General features: G+C 44.8%; 17 protein-coding genes and 2 pseudogenes. 6 read left to right on the forward strand and 13 right to left on the reverse strand.

From position 1 onward, the window contains the following. The first annotated feature begins 50 nt into the window (after positions 1-50). The gene (locus RKD52_RS13570) at positions 51-698 is read left to right on the forward strand and encodes a LysE family transporter (RefSeq protein WP_454100104.1); all 648 of its coding nucleotides are present in this window, start codon (positions 51-53) and stop codon (positions 696-698) included. A gap of 13 nt (positions 699-711) precedes the next feature. Here the strand turns inward: RKD52_RS13570 and RKD52_RS13575 are convergent, their stop codons facing one another. The 10 genes from RKD52_RS13575 to RKD52_RS13620 all read right to left on the reverse strand — a co-directional run bounded on the left by RKD52_RS13575 (position 712) and on the right by RKD52_RS13620 (position 11158). Next, positions 712-1335 (reverse strand): YdcF family protein, encoded by a 624-nt coding sequence (locus RKD52_RS13575; protein WP_454100105.1) that lies wholly within the window; start codon positions 1333-1335, stop codon positions 712-714. 370 nt (positions 1336-1705) lie between these two features. Beyond that, positions 1706-2899, reverse strand: coding sequence for an ABC transporter permease (locus RKD52_RS13580; RefSeq protein ID WP_454100106.1), 1194 nt, complete (start codon positions 2897-2899; stop codon positions 1706-1708). Continuing rightward, on the reverse strand, positions 2896-3582 hold the full coding sequence (locus RKD52_RS13585; protein ID WP_454100107.1) for an ABC transporter ATP-binding protein: 687 nt from the start codon (positions 3580-3582) through the stop codon (positions 2896-2898). The genes RKD52_RS13580 and RKD52_RS13585 overlap by 4 nt, the downstream gene beginning before the upstream one ends. Continuing rightward, positions 3579-4703 (reverse strand): efflux RND transporter periplasmic adaptor subunit, encoded by a 1125-nt coding sequence (locus RKD52_RS13590; RefSeq protein ID WP_454100108.1) that lies wholly within the window; start codon positions 4701-4703, stop codon positions 3579-3581. Before RKD52_RS13590 ends, RKD52_RS13585 begins: the two co-directional genes overlap by 4 nt. Beyond that, positions 4700-5407 (reverse strand): Yip1 family protein, encoded by a 708-nt coding sequence (locus RKD52_RS13595; RefSeq protein WP_369732869.1) that lies wholly within the window; start codon positions 5405-5407, stop codon positions 4700-4702. Before RKD52_RS13595 ends, RKD52_RS13590 begins: the two co-directional genes overlap by 4 nt. Before the next feature lie 128 nt (positions 5408-5535). After that, positions 5536-6084 carry a hypothetical protein gene (locus RKD52_RS13600; RefSeq protein WP_454100109.1) on the reverse strand — a complete coding sequence of 183 codons (549 nt, stop codon included), beginning with the start codon at positions 6082-6084 and terminating at the stop codon, positions 5536-5538. Between the two features lie 130 nt (positions 6085-6214). Then, a complete protein-coding gene (locus RKD52_RS13605) occupies positions 6215-8035 on the reverse strand; it encodes an ABC transporter ATP-binding protein (protein WP_454100110.1) in 1821 nt (606 codons plus the stop codon). Positions 8036-8043: 8 nt separating this feature from the next. After that, the gene (locus tag RKD52_RS13610) at positions 8044-9798 is read right to left on the reverse strand and encodes an ABC transporter ATP-binding protein (RefSeq protein ID WP_454100111.1); all 1755 of its coding nucleotides are present in this window, start codon (positions 9796-9798) and stop codon (positions 8044-8046) included. Between the two features lie 221 nt (positions 9799-10019). Beyond that, complete coding sequence (locus RKD52_RS13615; protein ID WP_454100112.1) at positions 10020-10568, reverse strand: flavodoxin family protein; 549 nt, start codon at positions 10566-10568, stop codon at positions 10020-10022. Further along, positions 10565-11158 carry a GrpB family protein gene (locus RKD52_RS13620; RefSeq protein ID WP_454100113.1) on the reverse strand — a complete coding sequence of 198 codons (594 nt, stop codon included), beginning with the start codon at positions 11156-11158 and terminating at the stop codon, positions 10565-10567. Before RKD52_RS13620 ends, RKD52_RS13615 begins: the two co-directional genes overlap by 4 nt. A gap of 220 nt (positions 11159-11378) precedes the next feature. On the opposite strand from RKD52_RS13620, the pseudogene RKD52_RS13625 reads away from it, so the two are divergent. The 5 genes and pseudogenes from RKD52_RS13625 to RKD52_RS13645 all read left to right on the forward strand — a co-directional run bounded on the left by RKD52_RS13625 (position 11379) and on the right by RKD52_RS13645 (position 13272). Beyond that, positions 11379-11667: pseudogene (locus RKD52_RS13625) on the forward strand (hypothetical protein). 102 nt (positions 11668-11769) lie between these two features. Next, positions 11770-12030 (forward strand): annotated as a pseudogene (locus RKD52_RS13630) (spore germination protein); the annotation flags it as partial. Positions 12031-12150: 120 nt separating this feature from the next. Next, the gene (locus RKD52_RS13635) at positions 12151-12393 is read left to right on the forward strand and encodes a spore germination protein (protein ID WP_029285275.1); all 243 of its coding nucleotides are present in this window, start codon (positions 12151-12153) and stop codon (positions 12391-12393) included. Between the two features lie 24 nt (positions 12394-12417). Further along, on the forward strand, positions 12418-12861 hold the full coding sequence (locus RKD52_RS13640; RefSeq protein ID WP_454100114.1) for an Hsp20/alpha crystallin family protein: 444 nt from the start codon (positions 12418-12420) through the stop codon (positions 12859-12861). 12 nt (positions 12862-12873) lie between these two features. Beyond that, a complete protein-coding gene (locus RKD52_RS13645) occupies positions 12874-13272 on the forward strand; it encodes a hypothetical protein (protein ID WP_454100115.1) in 399 nt (132 codons plus the stop codon). 70 nt (positions 13273-13342) lie between these two features. Here the strand turns inward: RKD52_RS13645 and RKD52_RS13650 are convergent, their stop codons facing one another. From RKD52_RS13650 to RKD52_RS13660, 3 genes are all read right to left on the reverse strand, one after another. After that, positions 13343-13903 carry a maltose acetyltransferase domain-containing protein gene (locus tag RKD52_RS13650; protein WP_454100116.1) on the reverse strand — a complete coding sequence of 187 codons (561 nt, stop codon included), beginning with the start codon at positions 13901-13903 and terminating at the stop codon, positions 13343-13345. A 113-nt stretch (positions 13904-14016) separates the two neighbouring features. Next, the gene (locus tag RKD52_RS13655; RefSeq protein ID WP_454100117.1) at positions 14017-15381 is read right to left on the reverse strand and encodes an aminotransferase; all 1365 of its coding nucleotides are present in this window, start codon (positions 15379-15381) and stop codon (positions 14017-14019) included. Positions 15382-15399: 18 nt separating this feature from the next. Continuing rightward, complete coding sequence (locus RKD52_RS13660) at positions 15400-16863, reverse strand: CoA-acylating methylmalonate-semialdehyde dehydrogenase (protein WP_454100118.1); 1464 nt, start codon at positions 16861-16863, stop codon at positions 15400-15402. Positions 16864-17624: the final 761 nt, after the last annotated feature.

Genomic DNA, 17624 nt, shown 5'->3' on the forward strand with positions numbered 1-17624 from the left:
GAAATAGACAGCCATCTGAATACACTTTAGGGACAAGGATGGAAAGGCAGATGAACAAATTGGATATGATTCTGTTTATTATAAAACCGCTTGTGCTTGGGATCAGTCTTGCTGCTCCGGTCGGCCCGATAAAGCTCGAGATGATCAGAAGGGGGATTAGAGGGGGGTTTTGGCCTTCCATGTTCGTCGGACTCGGTGCGGTCACGATCGATATGGTCCTTATGTTTCTTATATTTCTCGGACTTGCCGTTTATCTTACTCATTCGTTCTTTTCTTATGTTCTTAGCGCGGCCGGTTTTTTATTGCTGGCCAGGCTTGGCATAAAAAGCATGAAGAGCGCGCTGTCTGATGAAAACATGCTGGACCACGCAAGTGAAACTACTGCTGAAAAGAGTTCCTACTGGACAGGGTTTTCCATTGCTCTTGCCAATCCGTTTATTTTCATTTTCTGGCTTGGTGTTTACGGTTCAAGTTTAACAACTCTTGGCCCTGGACATTCTTTCATGTACCTTTTCCTCTTCAGCATGCTGATCATTGCAGGGATTATATTATGGAACATCAATGTTGCGATGACGGTTCATTTTCTAAGAAATTATTTGAAGGATTGGATTCTAAAAGCTGTATCGTTTGCTGCCGGAGCTTATCTCCTTGGGTACAGTTTTTATTTGCTTTCACATTTGTTCACGCTGCTTATTTAAACAAAAAAGAGGATTACCCGCTGGGCAATTCCTCTTTTTTGTTCATCATTTCAAATGGAAGCGTCACAAGATACCCTGCATAGAACAGCACTTCCTTTGAGTAAACGGGAAGTTTCGTTTCCCATGTTCTGTATGCGGATGTGGTGGTTGGAGATGAGTAAACGTTCATCCCGATTTTTTCTGCCAGCAGCACCGATCGCTTCATATGGTAGGGGTCACTCACAATGGTATATGATTCAATGCCTGCTTTTTTCCCTTTTTCATAGGCAAATTTCAAATTATCTTCTGTCAGTCTGGAACTTGTCTCAACTAAAATATCTGATTCGCGGACACCATGATCGACTGCATAGTTTTTACCGACTACAGATTCAGGAAGATCGGTCTGAATCGCTTTTCCGCCTGTAAAAATAATTTTCTCCACCTTTTTTTCCTTGTACAGTTTAATGGCATGATTGATGCGTTCTTTGAAAACAGGAGACGGATCTTCTCCCCAGGCGGCTGCTCCAAGAACTACTGCTGCATCTGTTTTGACTGAATCATGTTTGTTTCCATAGAACCATATGCTTGCTGAAGAATAAAGGAACAGTCCGATAACCGCTATCATTGTCAGTTTTATAAGCGTTCCTGCAAGTTTCATCTTACATCATTCCAATCTCGTGGCACATAAAATCTCTATTCCCTTTGTATCATCATCACAACCACGTAGCAAGGGTTTTCTGTGATTTCCTTTTTATGGATTTTTAAAGGTTGGTATTTTTTGCGTTAGTGATACTGTTCCCTTTCGCTCCAGTCACTTGCTTTCCGCGGGGAGGCATGGGATCCTTCTCGGCGAGCCTGCGGGGTCTCCCATTCCCTCTTCATCCCGCAGGAGTCAAGTGCCTTCCGCTGCAGTCCACTAGCAGTCATTCGGACAAGTACTCAAAATAAAAACACACCGATTGCTGAAGCTCGTCGGTGTGTCTAAAAACTTTTTCAGTACCTGAACCAAATCCGTCCAGAAAAATTGTTTATTCATAACGCAGGGAATCGATCGGATCAAGACGGGCTGCTTTGTTTGCCGGCAGCATGCCGAAAATGATGCCGATGACCATTGAGAATGCTAGTCCTCCCAGGACGACTTGCCAGGATACGAGTGACGGCCATCCGGCAAACACGGAAACGAGTGAAGCCCCTCCTGCACCGAGTAGGATGCCAATGATGCCTCCAATGAGGGTAAGCGTGATGGATTCGATGAGAAACTGGGTCAGGATCTGACGCTTTGTCGCTCCAAGCGCTTTTCTTATGCCGATCTCACGGGTTCTTTCTGTTACGGAAACGAGCATGATGTTCATGACGCCAATTCCGCCGACAAACAATGAGATGCCTGCGATTGAACCAATGATCAAGGTCATGATCCTTGTTACCTGACCAATTCCTTCAGCGATTTCCTCCATATTAAACACCTGATAGGAATCTTCCGTATCATGCTTTTGATTCAGCATGGAAGTGGCTTTTTTTCCTGCTTCCTGCAGGCTTTCTGCATCTTTTGCCTGCAGCGTCACCTGATTAAAATCTGATTTGCCGAAAGAAGCGCGATACGTATTGGACGGGATGTAGATTTCCATTGAACCGAACGAAAACAGCCCCTCCGGTTTTTCAAGAACTCCGACAATTTCAATCGGCTGACCATTGATCCAGACAATTTCCCCGATCGGGTCAGTGTCTTTGAAGAGCTCTTTTTTCGTCTCTTGGCTGATAATGCCGGCCCTTTCGCCTCCGATAAAATCAGCTTCCATCAGATTTCTTCCAGATTCGATCTTCAGCTGATTTACTTCGATGTAAGCCAGATTAATGCTGAAAATCGACGTATCCGCCGTTTCCTCTTTATGACGCACCGGCATGAACTCAGAGCTTGAAGCAACAACTTTTTCAACCTCTGGAATGCCTGCCATGTCATTAATATCTGACTGGTCAAAAGCAGACTTCATATACGCATTGGGGTCTGATTGCATTTCTTCCTCACTCGGCTGGTAAAAAACTTCGATCGTATTGCTGGTACCGGTAAACTGTGATTTAAGCATTTGCTCTCCGCCCTGCCCGATGGCTACAACTAAAATAACGGACGCAACCCCGATAATGATGCCAAGCATTGTTAAGATCGACCGAAGTTTATGAGCCAGAACAGAGGAGAACGCCATTCTGATGTTTTCAACAAAACTCATGCGTTTCTCCTTTCTGCTCCCTGAGAGATAATTTCACCGTCTCTGACCATAATGACCCTTTTTGTATAATCGGCTACTTCCTGTTCATGGGTGACGATTATGACAGTCGTGCCTTCCAGATTAAGGGCAGCAAATTGCTCCATGATTGATACACTTGTTTTTGTATCCAAAGCCCCTGTCGGTTCGTCAGCAAGAATCAGACGGGGCTGATTAACGATAGAACGGGCAATGGCAACACGCTGCTTTTGCCCCCCCGACAGTTCATTTGGAAGATGATTGATTCGCTCTGAAAGGCCGACCTTTTCAAGCGCAAGTCTTGCTCTTTCTTCGCGCTCTTTCTTTTTAATGCCGGCATAAACCATGGGTAATTCAACGTTTTTAATCGCTGTAAGTCTCGGAAGAAGCTGAAACTGCTGAAAAACAAAGCCGATGGAGAGATTCCGCACACTTGCAAGCTCTGAATCCTGATAGCCTGCCACATCTGTACCATCGAGGAAGTATTGGCCTTCTGACGGCCGGTCCAGACAGCCGATAATGTTCATCAGCGTTGACTTGCCTGAACCGGACGGTCCCATGATCGAGATGAATTCTCCCTCTTCAATGACAAGGTTGATGTTCTTCAGCACGTCGAAGGATTCTTTTCCGACCTTATAGCTCTTTGTGATGCCGGAAAGACTGATCATTTCACCGTCACTTCCGTCCCGCTCAGAAGATTGTCTTGGGGTTTTGCCACCACTTGATCTTTGTCTGTCAGCCCTTCTTTAATTTCCATATAGTCAGAAGAAGCTGTACCAATTTCAACTGTTTTCTTCTTTGTTTTGCCTTCTTCTACTGTATAGACATAATAGTCTTCCCCGTCCTGTTTGACCGCATCTACAGGCACTGTCTGTACGTTCCGCTTTTCTGTTTCAATTTCCATAATCAGCTTAAAACCGGGTTTTGCCTGCATTTCACTGCCTTCAATGATGACTTCAACAGGGTATTGAACGGCTGTATTTTCAGTTCCCATCGTTCCTGCTGCAACTTCTGGAAGAAGGCCGATTTTACTGACTTTCCCCTTCCATTCAGCATCTGTCACAACATCAGAACGAAGGGTTACAGGCTGGTCTTTGGCAACTTTAAGAGAATCATATTCTGACAGAACTCCGCTTACAATATAGGAATCTGTTTTTGCAATATGTATGACCGCTTTCAGCGTACCGTCTGCAGACTGTGTATGCTGATCCTCAACGGCAATAACGGTGCCGGCCATCTCGCTTTTCACTTCAAGATTCTCAAGCTGCTTTTGGACTGTTTCTTTTTGAAGATTCAGCTGGCGCAATTCGATGTCTGCCATTTTAAGCTCCATCTTCAGCTGGTCACGCTCTGCTTCAACAGTTTTTTCTGCTTCTTTTTTACCTGCCTGCTCAGCTAACTCTTTTTCTTTTTCATCAAGATCCTCCAGCTGATCTTTCAGCTGGCTGATCTTAAGATAGCTTGATTCAATAGATAGCATATTTTGTTCTTTTTCGAGTGCTGCCTGTTCATTTTCATACCGGAGAAGAGGGGTTCCTTCTTTAACAGCATCCCCCTCTTTCACCAGAATTTCGGCGATCCGGCCTTTCTCAGGTTCCTGATAGATGTATTGCTCGCTTTGAAACTTAAGTGTCCCGGGAACCATTACATTTGAAACGATTTCCCGGTCTGATAGATTCACTGTGCTGACTTTAACCTCTTCTGTATTCATGGCACGGTATACATTCACACCTGCAAGTAATACGATAATGGCTGCAACTCCGATGGATATCCAGATTTTTTTCTTCATGCTGCCGGTACAAGTCCTTGCAGCACTCCGCCGGCTACAGCAAGAACAGCTCCAAGTGCAAAGAAGATAAGGGCGATTGTCCATGAAGCTGCTTTAGATAGACCTGCCACTTTCTGAAGACCCAGCGCCGTCAGAACAACACCCCAGATTGTGAAAACTTCAACCGTCATTAAAAGACCGCCAAGGCCGCCCTCAGCGCCGACAATGCTGTTCACACTAGTATAAGGATTCACATAATTTTCATCTTTAATGAAGAAAGCAATAAGTCCATTTAAAAGAGTGCCGATTGACGTAACAAAAGAAATATAGATTGTCATAGAAAGAATTTGTTTGAACTTTACAGCCGAACCGGTCATTTTCACGATAGCTAAAGTGATAGCAGCCATAATAATAAGAACAACAATGCTTCCGATTGCTCCTACAGCCATGCCGACAATAGTCATCACAGTAGTGAACATGGCCGCTTCTTCTGATGACATTCCGATATCGGACGGCATATCCTCAGTTAGCGCCGGCGTATGAAAAACGGTAAGCACTGTCCCGATTAAAATCATGAGTGTAACAAGCAGAAAACCCGCAAGCACTTTAGGGTTTTGGCGGATGCGGTCAAATTGCTCACCCGGGTTCATAATCATACCGAATAATGATGGTTTATTCGGCGGCGGTGTGTTTCCTTCCAAAACAGGATTCGTTTGATGTTCCATATCCATATACCTCCACTTTTTATGTATTCTGTAAGTAATACGTGTATTTTAGCAGAAGGTTTCAGTTTTTCTTTAAAACTCCCAAAATATTTTGCAGTTAATGAGTTTTCATACGGCTGATTCCTGGCTTATTCGGCCTCTCTCAAATCTTCTGCCAGTCCATCGTCATCCAGGTTCTGAAATCCCTGGATCTTTTCTTTTTCCTGCGTTGAGAATAATGCTTCCCCATCTACATTTGCCGTTTTTTCTTCTCCATTTTTATGCTGATAGCCGACCTCTGCACTGAACATATAAAGCGCGGATTGGTTCTCATCCTGTTTTACCGTCAGATTTTTAAGACTCAGCGTGTATCCATTTTCGTATGCCAGTATTGTGTATTGAGCACCAATCGTCGACAGGAACGTATTTAAGTAATCTTCTGTCATGTACGGCCCATATTCTTTTTTTATGTATGCATCCAATTTCTCATTCTTTTCCTCGCCATTAACTACCTTCCTGTATTTAGGATTCAGCATTAAATCTGCAAATGTTTCATCAGGACCTGTGAAAAGACGGTTCAGTACTTCGTTGACTGCTGTCTCTTCCTGCTTCCTGTCTTCTTCACCGCTGCATGCTGCTGTAAAAAGTGCTGCCAAAATCAAAATCACACCTATCAGAAGCGATTTTTTCTTCACCATAAAATATCACTCTCCTTTCTTAGAAAATACGATTCAATTGACTAAACGTTTCATTTTAATAGAATCTTCCCTCAATATAAGCATTAAGACTTAAAAAAATGAGCCAGCCGAAACGGCTGACTCTTTGCTGTTATCCTGCATCAAGCATTTTAAACTGTGACTTTACCAGTTCAAAATAAATTCCCTGATGTTTCATTAATGCATCATGATTGCCCTGCTCCATAATGTTTCCGTGGTCGAGGACGATGATGTTGTCTGCCTCGCGGATGGTTGACAGGCGATGGGCGATCATAATGGCGGTTCTGCCCTTCAGCAGCGTTTTCAATGCCTGCTGAATTTTCATTTCAGACTCCGTATCAATGCTTGCTGTTGCTTCATCAAGTATGAGAATTTTGGGGTCTGCAAGAATGGCTCTTGCAAAAGAAAGAAGCTGGCGCTCACCGACAGACAGAACATTCCCCCGCTCTTCCACTTCTGTCGCGTAACCGTTCGCCAAATCTTTTATAAATTCATCAGCACCTACCGCTTCGGCTGCTGCAATCACCTCTTCATCTGACGCTGACGGTCTGCCGAAACGGATATTTTCCATTATTGTGCCGGAAAAGATAAACGTATCCTGCAGAACCACACTGATTTGTGAACGGAGACTTCCTATTGAAAGATCTTTAATGTTATAGCCGTCGATTTTCACTTCGCCCCCGGTAGCATCGTAGAACCTGCTGATCAGACTCGCAATCGTTGTTTTTCCTGAGCCGGTATGTCCGACAAGTGCTACAGTCTGGCCGGACTTGATTTCAAGAGAAACGCTGTTTAATGCCTTTCGGGTGCCGTCATAGGAAAATTCGACTTCATCAAAGGCGATGTTTCCTTTCATATCCGGCAGGACAACAGGGTCATCCTTTTCAGAAACAATTGGCTTTTCATCAAGAAATTCAAAAATCCGTTCAGAGGAAGCCATCCCCATCAGCAGCTGATTGTACACCTGCCCAAGTCTTGAAATCGGCTCCCAGAACATGCCCAGATAAAAAGCAAACGAAACAAATTCTCCAATTGTAATCGATTTATTTGCAATGAGAGAAGCGCCAAACCAGATAAGAATTGCTGTTCCGATTGCATTAGTCATTTCAACGAATGGCCGGAACACGGCGTTCTTCTGGGTCGCATCCTGCCAGCTGCTGAAGTTCTCTGTATTGATTCCGTCAAAGAACTCGATGTTCTCTTTTTCCTGAGTATACGCCTGCGTCACGCGAATTCCCTGAATACTCTCGTTCAAATGCGAATTCAGCATGGACTGCTTAAGCCTTACTGTCTGCCATGATCTTCTGATTTTTTTCCGCAGGCTTGTTGAGATAAAGAACATCACCGGCAGAATAATCATAATGGCAAGGGCAAGCGGCGGACTGATGGTAAAGAGAATGACGATAACGCCGATCAGCAGCAGGAAATCCATTAATAGATTGATAACCCCGCTTGTGAACAGCTCCTGAAGGGAATTGATGTCATTCATGATCCTTACCAGAATGGACCCCGCCGACCTTGAGTCAAAGAAACGGTGGGAAAGGGACTGTACATGGGTGAACAAATGCTTGCGCAAATCATAGATCACGTTTTGCCCGAGCATATTCATCCACCTGATCCGGAGGGTATTCGCAACATAGGAAACGAGATACAGTCCGAAAATCGAACCTACAAGCACCCACAGCAGATCAAGGTCTTTTTGGACGATCGCTTTGTCAAGGGTATAGACGCCAATCAGGATCGGCACAATCAGCCTGACGATCGTTGTCAGAATGACCGTTAAAAAAGACAGCGGCAGAAGATTCTTTGAATAAGGCTTAATATAGCCCATCAGACGCCCCATCTGCTTCCAGTTAAAAGGTTTTTCAATAATCTGGTCCGTTGAATAATAGAACCTCTGTTTAATCAAATTTTGTTTTTCATCCGTTTTCATGTTCCCACCTACCCTGCGTTTGACTGAACTACGGCTTGCTGATCTTTGTACTGGATATCATAGATTCGTCTGTATGGGCCTTCAGCCTGAAGCAGCTGTTCATGCGTCCCTCTCTCTGCGACCCCGCCGTCTTCAAGGACAATAATTTCATCTGCATGTTTTAATGAAGAAATGCGGTGGGCAATGATGATCGTTGTACGGTCCTTCATCACCATTTTTAAATCCTTTTGAATCCGGAATTCTGTTTCCATGTCAACAGCACTCGTTGAGTCATCCAGAATCAGAATGCTCGGATCAACACATATAGCCCGCGCTATCGAAATCCGCTGTTTTTGACCGCCTGAAAGTCCCATTCCCCGCTCACCGAGCATCGTGTCGTAGCCTTCAGGAAGCTCCATAATAAAATCATGCGCCTGGGCCCGTTTTGCCGCATTTACAATCTCATCCATCGTGGCATTTGGTTTCCCGTAAGCAATATTAGACTTGATTGTCGTAGAAAAAAGGAATGATTCCTGGAGGACAACTCCAATACTGCCCCGCAGTGTTTTAATTGTATGATCTTTTATATCTTTGCCGTCCAAAAGGATTTGTCCTGAAGTGGCTTCGTAAAAACGTGTCATCAGCTGGGTGACCGTCGTCTTTCCTGAACCTGTGGCGCCTATCAGCCCGATTGTTTTCCCTGGAGGCGCATCAAATGACACATTTGTAAGGGCAGGAACATCTTGATCATTGTATGATAAGGAGACATTCTTAAAGGTGACATGCCCTGACAGCTTTTCTCTGGAAAGCTGTTCATCCCTGTCCGTAATTTCTTCATCTGCTTCCAGAATTTCGAGCAGCCTTTCCCCGGATGCCTTTGACTGGGAAAATAAGTTAATGACAAATCCAAGGTTCATAATCGGCCACATGATGTACCAGACGAGACTGTAAAAGGCTACAAGTTCCCCGGGCTGAAGACTTTCGTTTATGACCATATATCCTCCAAAGCCCAATAGAGCAACAACTGAGATGTTGCCGATAAACTCCATCAGCGGAAAGTACTTTGCCCAGACATCAGAAGTATCCAAATATTTTTGTCTGTATTCATTGTTGGAGGAATTAAACTTTGAAATTTCAAAATCTTCTCTGGATAATGATTTTACAGTATGAATGCCGCTGATGTTTTCCTGCACGTTTGTGTTCAGCTTTCCAAACGATTTTCTGATGCTTCTGAATGCCGGATGAACCCTCTTGTCAAAACGGTAGACCGCTACGGCAAGAAACGGAAGAGCCGCAATTGTAACAAAAGTGAGCGGCACAGAGTAATAGAACATGACGCACAGACTGATGGCAATAAGAATAATGAAGCGGATAAGTTCAGCAATCCCGAATGAAAGAAAAAACCGGAAGCCTTCTACATCTGCTGTCAGCCGTGACATCAAGTCGCCTGTTTTCGCATTATCATAGTAGCGGAACGGAAGCCTCTGCAGTTTTTCATATAGTTCATTTCTCAATCTGTAAACAGATTTGATGCCGAACATGTCGCCAAGATACTGATGAAAGTATGTCGCAACTCCTTTAACCACCATAATTCCGACAAAGCCCAGGGCAATCCACGGCACAAGCGAAAATTGCTCTTTCAGCACCACATCATCAATCGTAAACTGAAGCACCATTGGATACACAACAGTAATCCCCGTCATAATGAGCAAAAAAGCCATTGACCATAAAAAATCATTTTTGTAAGGCATATAGAAGGCCTTAAGCTTCTTAAATGTTTCCACTTCTTATCCCTCCTCCGGCCTCAACCGTTTCCTCAACTGTTTAAATTTACAACGTATTACTTAATATATCGGGTTTCGAAATATATTTCTAGTCATTTTACTCAATTTTTAAAAAATTAATGCTAATTAATGAAACAGGTTTAAAACTTTATCATGAAACGCCTCCATCCATGGTCTTACATGAAAAAAACATGGATGAACTCATCCATGTTTTCTGAACATTACCTATTCATATGCTTAATCTGCGCGTTCATGACTTTTGCTTCTGCAGCTGCTTTTTTGTCTTTTTCCATATCTCCGGGCGCATTGGCTTCCCCAATAATGTAGCCGCAAAATTCCATGCCGACGAAATCAAAGATATACTGAAACTGCTGGATCAGCGGCAATGCCTTTATTCTAGGGGAGTCTCCGCCAGCAATGACTACATAGGCTTTTTTCCCTTTAACTGTTTCTTTAAAAGATAATTTTTCATCCCGTAATGCCTGTGACCACCGGTCGAAAAAGTCCTTCATTGAACCAGACATTCCGTACCAGTACAGCGGGGTTGAAAAGACAACCGTGTCCGCCTTCAGAAAGGCGTCAATGACAGAATCAAAATCATCTTCAACCGGCTGAAAGCCCCCTTCCTCATGCCGCTTATCAGCAATCGGCAGGATGGTTTTTTTACGGAGATGGATAGCCGTATGCTCTGTTCCCTCTAACACCCAATCTGCCAATTTTTCTGAATTGCCGTTCTCCCGGCTGCTTCCATATATGGCTAATAAACTCATTCCGACACTTCCTCTTGATTTGTTTTCAGCTGTTTTGCTTTGTTTAGTATGTGCATGACACAATCTGATTTTGCAGATGCATAGTCATTGCCGCTTTCCCACTCTTTTTCAGAGAGGGCTCTTTTTGTTTCTTCATAGTATTTGAGGTCATCGGGACTGGCCCGAAGATGATCACGGAACAAAAGATGATCCTCCCACCACTGATGCGTAACCGGCACAGCATGAATATGAGCGGTTCTGTGCTCCCTGGCAACCGTCAGACCCTCATCTTCAACAGGATTTGGATAGAGGTCAAGCACATCCTCTTTTACCCCAATAAAAAACCGCCTGAAGGGCAGTGCCTGATCGTAAACTTTCTTGTATATGTATGGCTCTCCTGCAAGAGCTGAAACCACATCGGGCAAGTCCTTTTCACCAGGGACGCCGATCAGAATATCGATTATCGGCTTGGCAGACAGACCTTCGACAGACGTGCTTCCGATATGCTCAATTTTAAATTCCGCATTTTTAAAGCATTTTTCAAGCTTTCTTTTTTGCTGCTGGAACAGTGTTTTCCAAGCCGGATCATATGCCGCAAGCTCAATTTTCATATGCAGGACTCCTTTATAAAAATTCACCTTGACTATCGTACCATTACCTGTAAGCTTTTTTAAAGCATTTTGCATGACTTCGGTACGAACGATTTTTCTCCAAAGACGCCCACCCGGCAAAGCTTTTCCCTGCATATACTTTTTTTGTGCAGGCATCAATGAAATGCTTATCCCTGTTCAAGGAGATGTTAAAATGGAAAATCAGCAGGAACTGCTTGATATGAATGATGTCAGAAGACCGTTTGGATTTGGCGGTTTTGGAAGGCCGGGATTTGGGTTTGGAAGACCGGGGTTTGGTTTCGGGAGACCGGGATTTGGATTTGGCAGACCGGGGTTCGGGTTTGGCTTCGGACGTCCATTTGGGTTTGGATTATGGCAGACCGTTTGGATTTTATCCGTTTGGATTTGGTTTTCCGTTCTTTGGCGGACTTCTCGGAGGACTCGCGCTGAGCTCGCTGTACAATCCATATTATTATGGATACGGATATCCTTATTACGGCTATTATTGAAAACGGGAAGAATGACTCTTCCCGTTTCTTATTTTTCCGGGCAAGAACCGATGAGCCCTTTTCTGCATATGGATAACGTAAAGATGAATAGAAGGTGAAGCAATGCCTACAGTTGTTAATCTCTACTGCTTAAAGGTAAACAGTATTTCAGGCAACGGATCCGTAACAATTGGGGAAGCGATTCACAACAGTCATACATCCAACAATAAATCTCAGGGACTTAACTCTTCTTACGGTGACACCTCCCCTGCAGAGGCATTGATGGAAAACGTTTATATTGATCCGGATGTCAATGATCAAACCGATATTGCCAACTCTGATCCTATCAGTATAGGTGTTCCGGCGCAGGTTCCTGTTCCCATTCCAAATCCGCCGGTAAACGGGTTTCCATTTCCGGTGCCCGCAATGGCTGGTCCTGGTTCAAATATGGATTTACCTCCTGAGGTATATGTTCCGATTACTAAAAAGTAAGGAGTTAAAGATATGCCCTTTCAGATAAATGTGTTTAACTTTCAGGTCAACGGTGTTACCCAGAACGGGAATGTTGACTTGGGTCCTACTGTCCATAACAGTCATACCGCAAACAGCAAATTCTTTGGCGTTAATTTTTCCCTCGGCAATTTTTCTCCAACTTTTTCACAAATGAACACATGTACAATTGATCCGGACGTAAGCGATCAGGATCAAATCGCGAATCCGTCGATGCCGGTTGTCAGTCAGATATAAAAATGGGATTAAAGGAGGAGCTCTATGGATATTCACAAGGTTCAAAAATGGCTGGAATTTACGAATGCCAATCAGAAGAATGATTTCTGGCAGAATATTTTTGATCAGCAAAAGCCTGAGCGGCTTTTTGAGGAAAACCATAAGCCTCTTTATGACCTATATAAAAGCGATACACATGTATGTGCAGTCATTGAGCTCCCCGGGGTTGGACGGGATGATGTCACATTTGCGCTTAAATCCAATATCGATTTAATAGTAAAAGGTCATAAAAGGGCCTTGTACCCCCAGGAGATGGAAGTTGAAAAACATCGGGCCTACGGGGATTTCGAGTGGGTCATCCGGCTTCCTGAACCTGCTCACGCCAGTCAAATCAGCCTCCACTTTGATCATGGTCTTGTTTATGCTGCCTATCCTGTTTCGAGAGCGGAACCCATTCAGCCAATAGAAGGTCACAACAATCTAACTTAAGTGTGTGATACTATGCTATTTTCCTACTTAAAAAGAAAACTGCTGGCAGACCTTACAGATCAGACAATGATTGAACGGGATCAGCTGGTGAAAAAAATTGAATCTCTTGAAAACGAAATCGGCATTCTTGTTAAGCATTTGGCTAAAGAACAGGTGAAAGATGTTTGGAAGAATGAATCCCGTTCGATCATTATCGAGAACGTAACCATTGAAAACCTGAACATCGATCAGGCCGATCTCAGCAGCAACTTTGGGCAGCTTGGCATCAACGAATTAAGCGGCCAGCTGAACATCGGCACAACGTATCAATCGAAACTTTCGGATAAGATTTCTGAAAAAACAAACAGACTGTTTGAACAATCCGGGGAAGCAGGGCCGAAGACAACCATTCGAAAAAGGCGGGATGAATAGGAACATCCGGAAAGTTCCTCATTCATTACATAATGAAAGCTGAAATCGTGGTCGATTTCAGCTTTTGGTGTCAGTTATTTTCAATTACTTTTAAAACCTTTGCCGGATTTCCTCCGACAACTGTGTTTGGAGGCACGTCCTTTGTCACGACCGCACCGGAAGCAATCACAGCATTGTCGCCAATCGTTACGCCAGGATTGATAACAGCAGCTCCTCCGATCCATACATTGTTTCCAAAGGTAACCGGCTTACCGAACTCTCTGCCGCTGTTACGTTCTTTCGCGTTTAAGGGATGAGTTGCCGTATAGATGTGAACACCAGGTGCAAGCATGCAGTTGTCTCCGAATCTTACTTCGCATACATCCAGAATGACACAGTCAAAATTAGCAAAAAAGTTTTCGCCGACATGGATATTCGAGCCGTAATCACAGCGGAAGGTCGGCTCTATGTAGACATGGTCGCCAGTTGAACCTAAAAGCTCTTTCAGAAGGCTGACACGTTCAGGGTCTGTTTCAGTTGTTTCGTTAAAATGACGGACAAGTTTCCTTGCTCTTATTCGCTCCTCTACGAGCGTTTTGTCTTGAGGGTCGTACATTTCTCCTGCCAGCATGATCTCTTTTTCCGTTCTCATAGTTGTCGCTCCTTCTGATTTTTGATACCTAAAATCTTACTCTTTTTTTCATGTTTTGTTAAGCACTGCAAAATAAAAAGACAGCACAGATTTCTCTGCACTGCTCGAGGTATTTAAGACAGGTCCGCGATTGTATTCAATTCTGAAATCAGCGTTTCTACAATAAATGCTGCATCCTCTTCCTCGATATTCAGAGGCGGTGAGATGGCCAGCACGTTGTTATAGCCTGCCACTGTAGCCCCGTTCTTTCCGATCAGCAGCCCTTTTTCCTTGCATGCAGCCATGACTTTATTGACAAGACCGGCATTTAACGGGGCTTTTGTTTCTTTGCTTTCGACAAGCTCGACTCCAATAAGAAGACCCTTCCCTCTCACATTGCCGACCAGAGGATTTTTCTGCAGCCTTGAGGTGAGTTCCGATCTTATTTTTGCGCCAAGCTCTGCTGAGCGCTCAAACAAATTCTCTTTTTCAAAGATTTCAATGTTTTTAAGGGCAAGGGCACATGCTGCCGGATTTCCTCCAAAGGTATTTACATGGCGGAAATAATCGTATTCCTCCGTCCCTTTAAAGGCTTCATAGATTTCTTTTTTCACAGCCGTTGCAGACAGAGGAAGATAGGCGCTTGTAATTCCCTTTGCCATGGTGATGATATCCGGCTTTACTCCGTAGTTCATAAAGCCGAATGCTTTCCCGGTCCGGCCGAATCCGCAGATGACTTCATCCACAATCAGGAGTGCGCCGTGCTTCTCGCACGATTCTTTAACACCCTGCATGTACTGCTCAGGAGGCATCAGAATGCCGCCTCCGGTAATGATCGGTTCCATAATAACCGCAGCGACTGTCTCGCTGAGCTCCCAAGTCATGGCCTGATCAATCGCCTGAACCGATTTGAGCTCAGCAGGCTTTGCACCTTCTTCTTCAGGAAAACGGTACTGATCGGGCGGTGCTACATGGATAAAGCCCGGAGCGAGAGGTTCATATTTGTACTTCCTCTGCGCCTGGCCGGTTGCAGCCAGTGAACCAAGAGTGTTGCCGTGATAGGCTCTGTACCGTGAAATAATCTTGTACCGCTCATTGCTTCCTGTCTGCTGATGGTATTGGCGGGCTATTTTAAACGCCGTTTCATTCGCCTCAGATCCGCTGTTTGAGAAAAAGATGACATAATCCCCGCCAAGCATGTCATTCAGCTTCTCCGAAAGCTCAATGGCAGGCAGATGACTCTGTGTCAGCGGAAAATATGCAAGCTTTTTCAGCTGTTCATAGGCTGCTTCTGCAAGCTCTGTTCTCCCGTAGCCAGCATTGACGCACCATAATCCAGCCATGGCATCAAGATACCTCTTGCCGCCGGCATCTGTCACCCATGCTCCCTTAGCTTCTTTCGCGATTATGGTTGCCTCTGGATTGAACGGCTTCATGGAATGCCACAGATGCGCTTCGTCTTTTTGCAGGGCATCTTTTACATCTGTACTCTTTTGCATACTCATCCTCCCTGTCTGTTAAAAATCAAATCGGGATGTAATCATTTTTTTCCGCGTATAGAAGTTTACGCCGTCTTTTCCGTTAACATGTAGATCACCGTAAAAAGAATCCTTCCATCCTGAAAACGGGAAGAAGGCCATCGTCGCAGGCACGCCTACATTGATGCCGAGCATTCCGGCATCCGCTTCTTCTCTGAATGTGCGGATAGCCTGCGCATCCTTCGTATAAATGGTTGCCCCGTTTCCATAACGGGATTTGCGGATATATTCAAGAGCCACGTCAAGGTCTGATGCTCTCAGAACACTGAGTACCGGCGCAAAGATTTCTTCTTTTGCAAGGGTCATGTCCGGGGTGACTTCGTCAAAAATGGTCGCTCCGAGGAAATAGCCTTCGTTGTTGGCTTCCATATCTCTCCGTCCGTCTCTGACAAGAGCCGCTCCTTCTTCCATCCCCTTCTCAATATAGCCTATCACTTTCTTCAAATGGGAATCCCTGATAACCGGTGTAAGTAAAACCTCATCATCCAGGCCATTCCCCATCACAAGTTCATCCGCTTTTCGCTTAAGGATCTTCATGAACTCGGTTCCGTCTCCGACCGTGACAACTGCACTGCATGCCATACACCGCTGGCCCGCGCTGCCGAATGCCGAACTGACAATATGCTGGGCTGCTTTTTCAAAGTCAGCGTCCGGCATGACGACATGATGATTTTTTGCTCCCGATAACGCCTGCACGCGCTTTCCGTTAGCAGCAGCTTTTTCATAGACATATTTGGCGACCGGCTGTGAGCCGACAAATGAAATCGCTTTTATTTCCGGATGCCCGAGCAGGCCGTTAACCACATCGCGGCTTCCGTGAACAACGTTCAGCACACCGGCCGGAGCCCCAGCTTCCGTAAACATCTCCGCAAGTCTGTTTGACAGGAGCGGAGTTCGTTCAGAAGGCTTCAGCACAAAAGTATTTCCGCATGCTACTGCAAGAGGGAACATCCAAAGCGGCACCATCATCGGAAAGTTAAAAGGCGTAATGCCGCCTACTGCCCCGAGCGGGTAACGGAACATTTCAGAGTCCATCTCTTCAGCAATTCCGGAAAGCGACTCGCCCATCATCAGACTTGGAGCCCCAGCCGCAAACTCCACACACTCGATTCCCCTTTGGACTTCCCCGTAGGCTTCTTTATAAGCCTTGCCATTCTCTGAAACAATCAGTTTCGCAAGCTCCTCATGGTTTTGGGACAATAAGTGATGATAGGCAAAAAGAATTCTGGCCCGCTTTGGAACAGGCACACGCTTCCAGGTTTTAAAAGCTTCTGCCGCTGCCATTGCAGCTGCATGCACATCCTCTTCAGTTGAAATCGGCACCGATGCTATTTTCTTTCCCGTCGCAGGATTGATGACATCCTGCATCTCACTTCCAGCAGCACTCACCCATTTCCCGTTAATAAAATTCTTTATAACCGCTGCCTCATTAGCAACTGTCATTCTCATCCCTCCTGATTACTGAAAATTCTATAAATTCATTATCCCCCACAACACCACCATGTTCATTAGACACACTGTAAAACAAAAGAAAGGAAGAATGCTACATAGTGACAAGAAAAGCGGAGCCGACTGTTCAGGCCTAGCAGTCAGATAAGAAATCACTGGAATCGATCGTTTGCTTACCCTCCGATATCGATTCTCGGTTTGAGAGGGTAGGATTCAGGCTTTTGCTTACCCTCCGAAATCGATTTTCAGTTTGACAGGGTACGATTCAGGCTTTTGCTTACCCTCCGATATCGATTTGCAGTTTGAGAGGGTACGATTCAGGCTTTTGCTTACCCTCCGTTATCGATTTTCAGTTTGAGAGGGTACGATTCAGGCTTTTGCTTACCCTCCGATATCGATTTGCAGTTTGACAGGGTACGATTCAGTCATTTGCTTACCCTCCGATATCGATTATCAGTTTGAGAGGGTACGATTCCAACGTTTGCTTACCCTCCCACATCGTTTCTCGGTTTCCGAGGGTACGATTCACGCTTTTGCTTACCCTCCCACATCGTTTCTCGGTTTCCGAGGGTACGATTCAGTCATTTGCTTACCCTCCGATATCGATTATCAGTTTGAGAGGGTACGATTCAGGCTTTTGCTTACCCTCCGAAATTGATTTTCAGTTTGACAGGGTACGATTCGATCTTTTGCTTACCCTCCGATATCGATTTTCGATTTGACAGGGTACGGTTCGGACGTTTGCTTACCCTCCG

Source organism: Metabacillus sp. SLBN-84, from assembly GCF_053629595.1.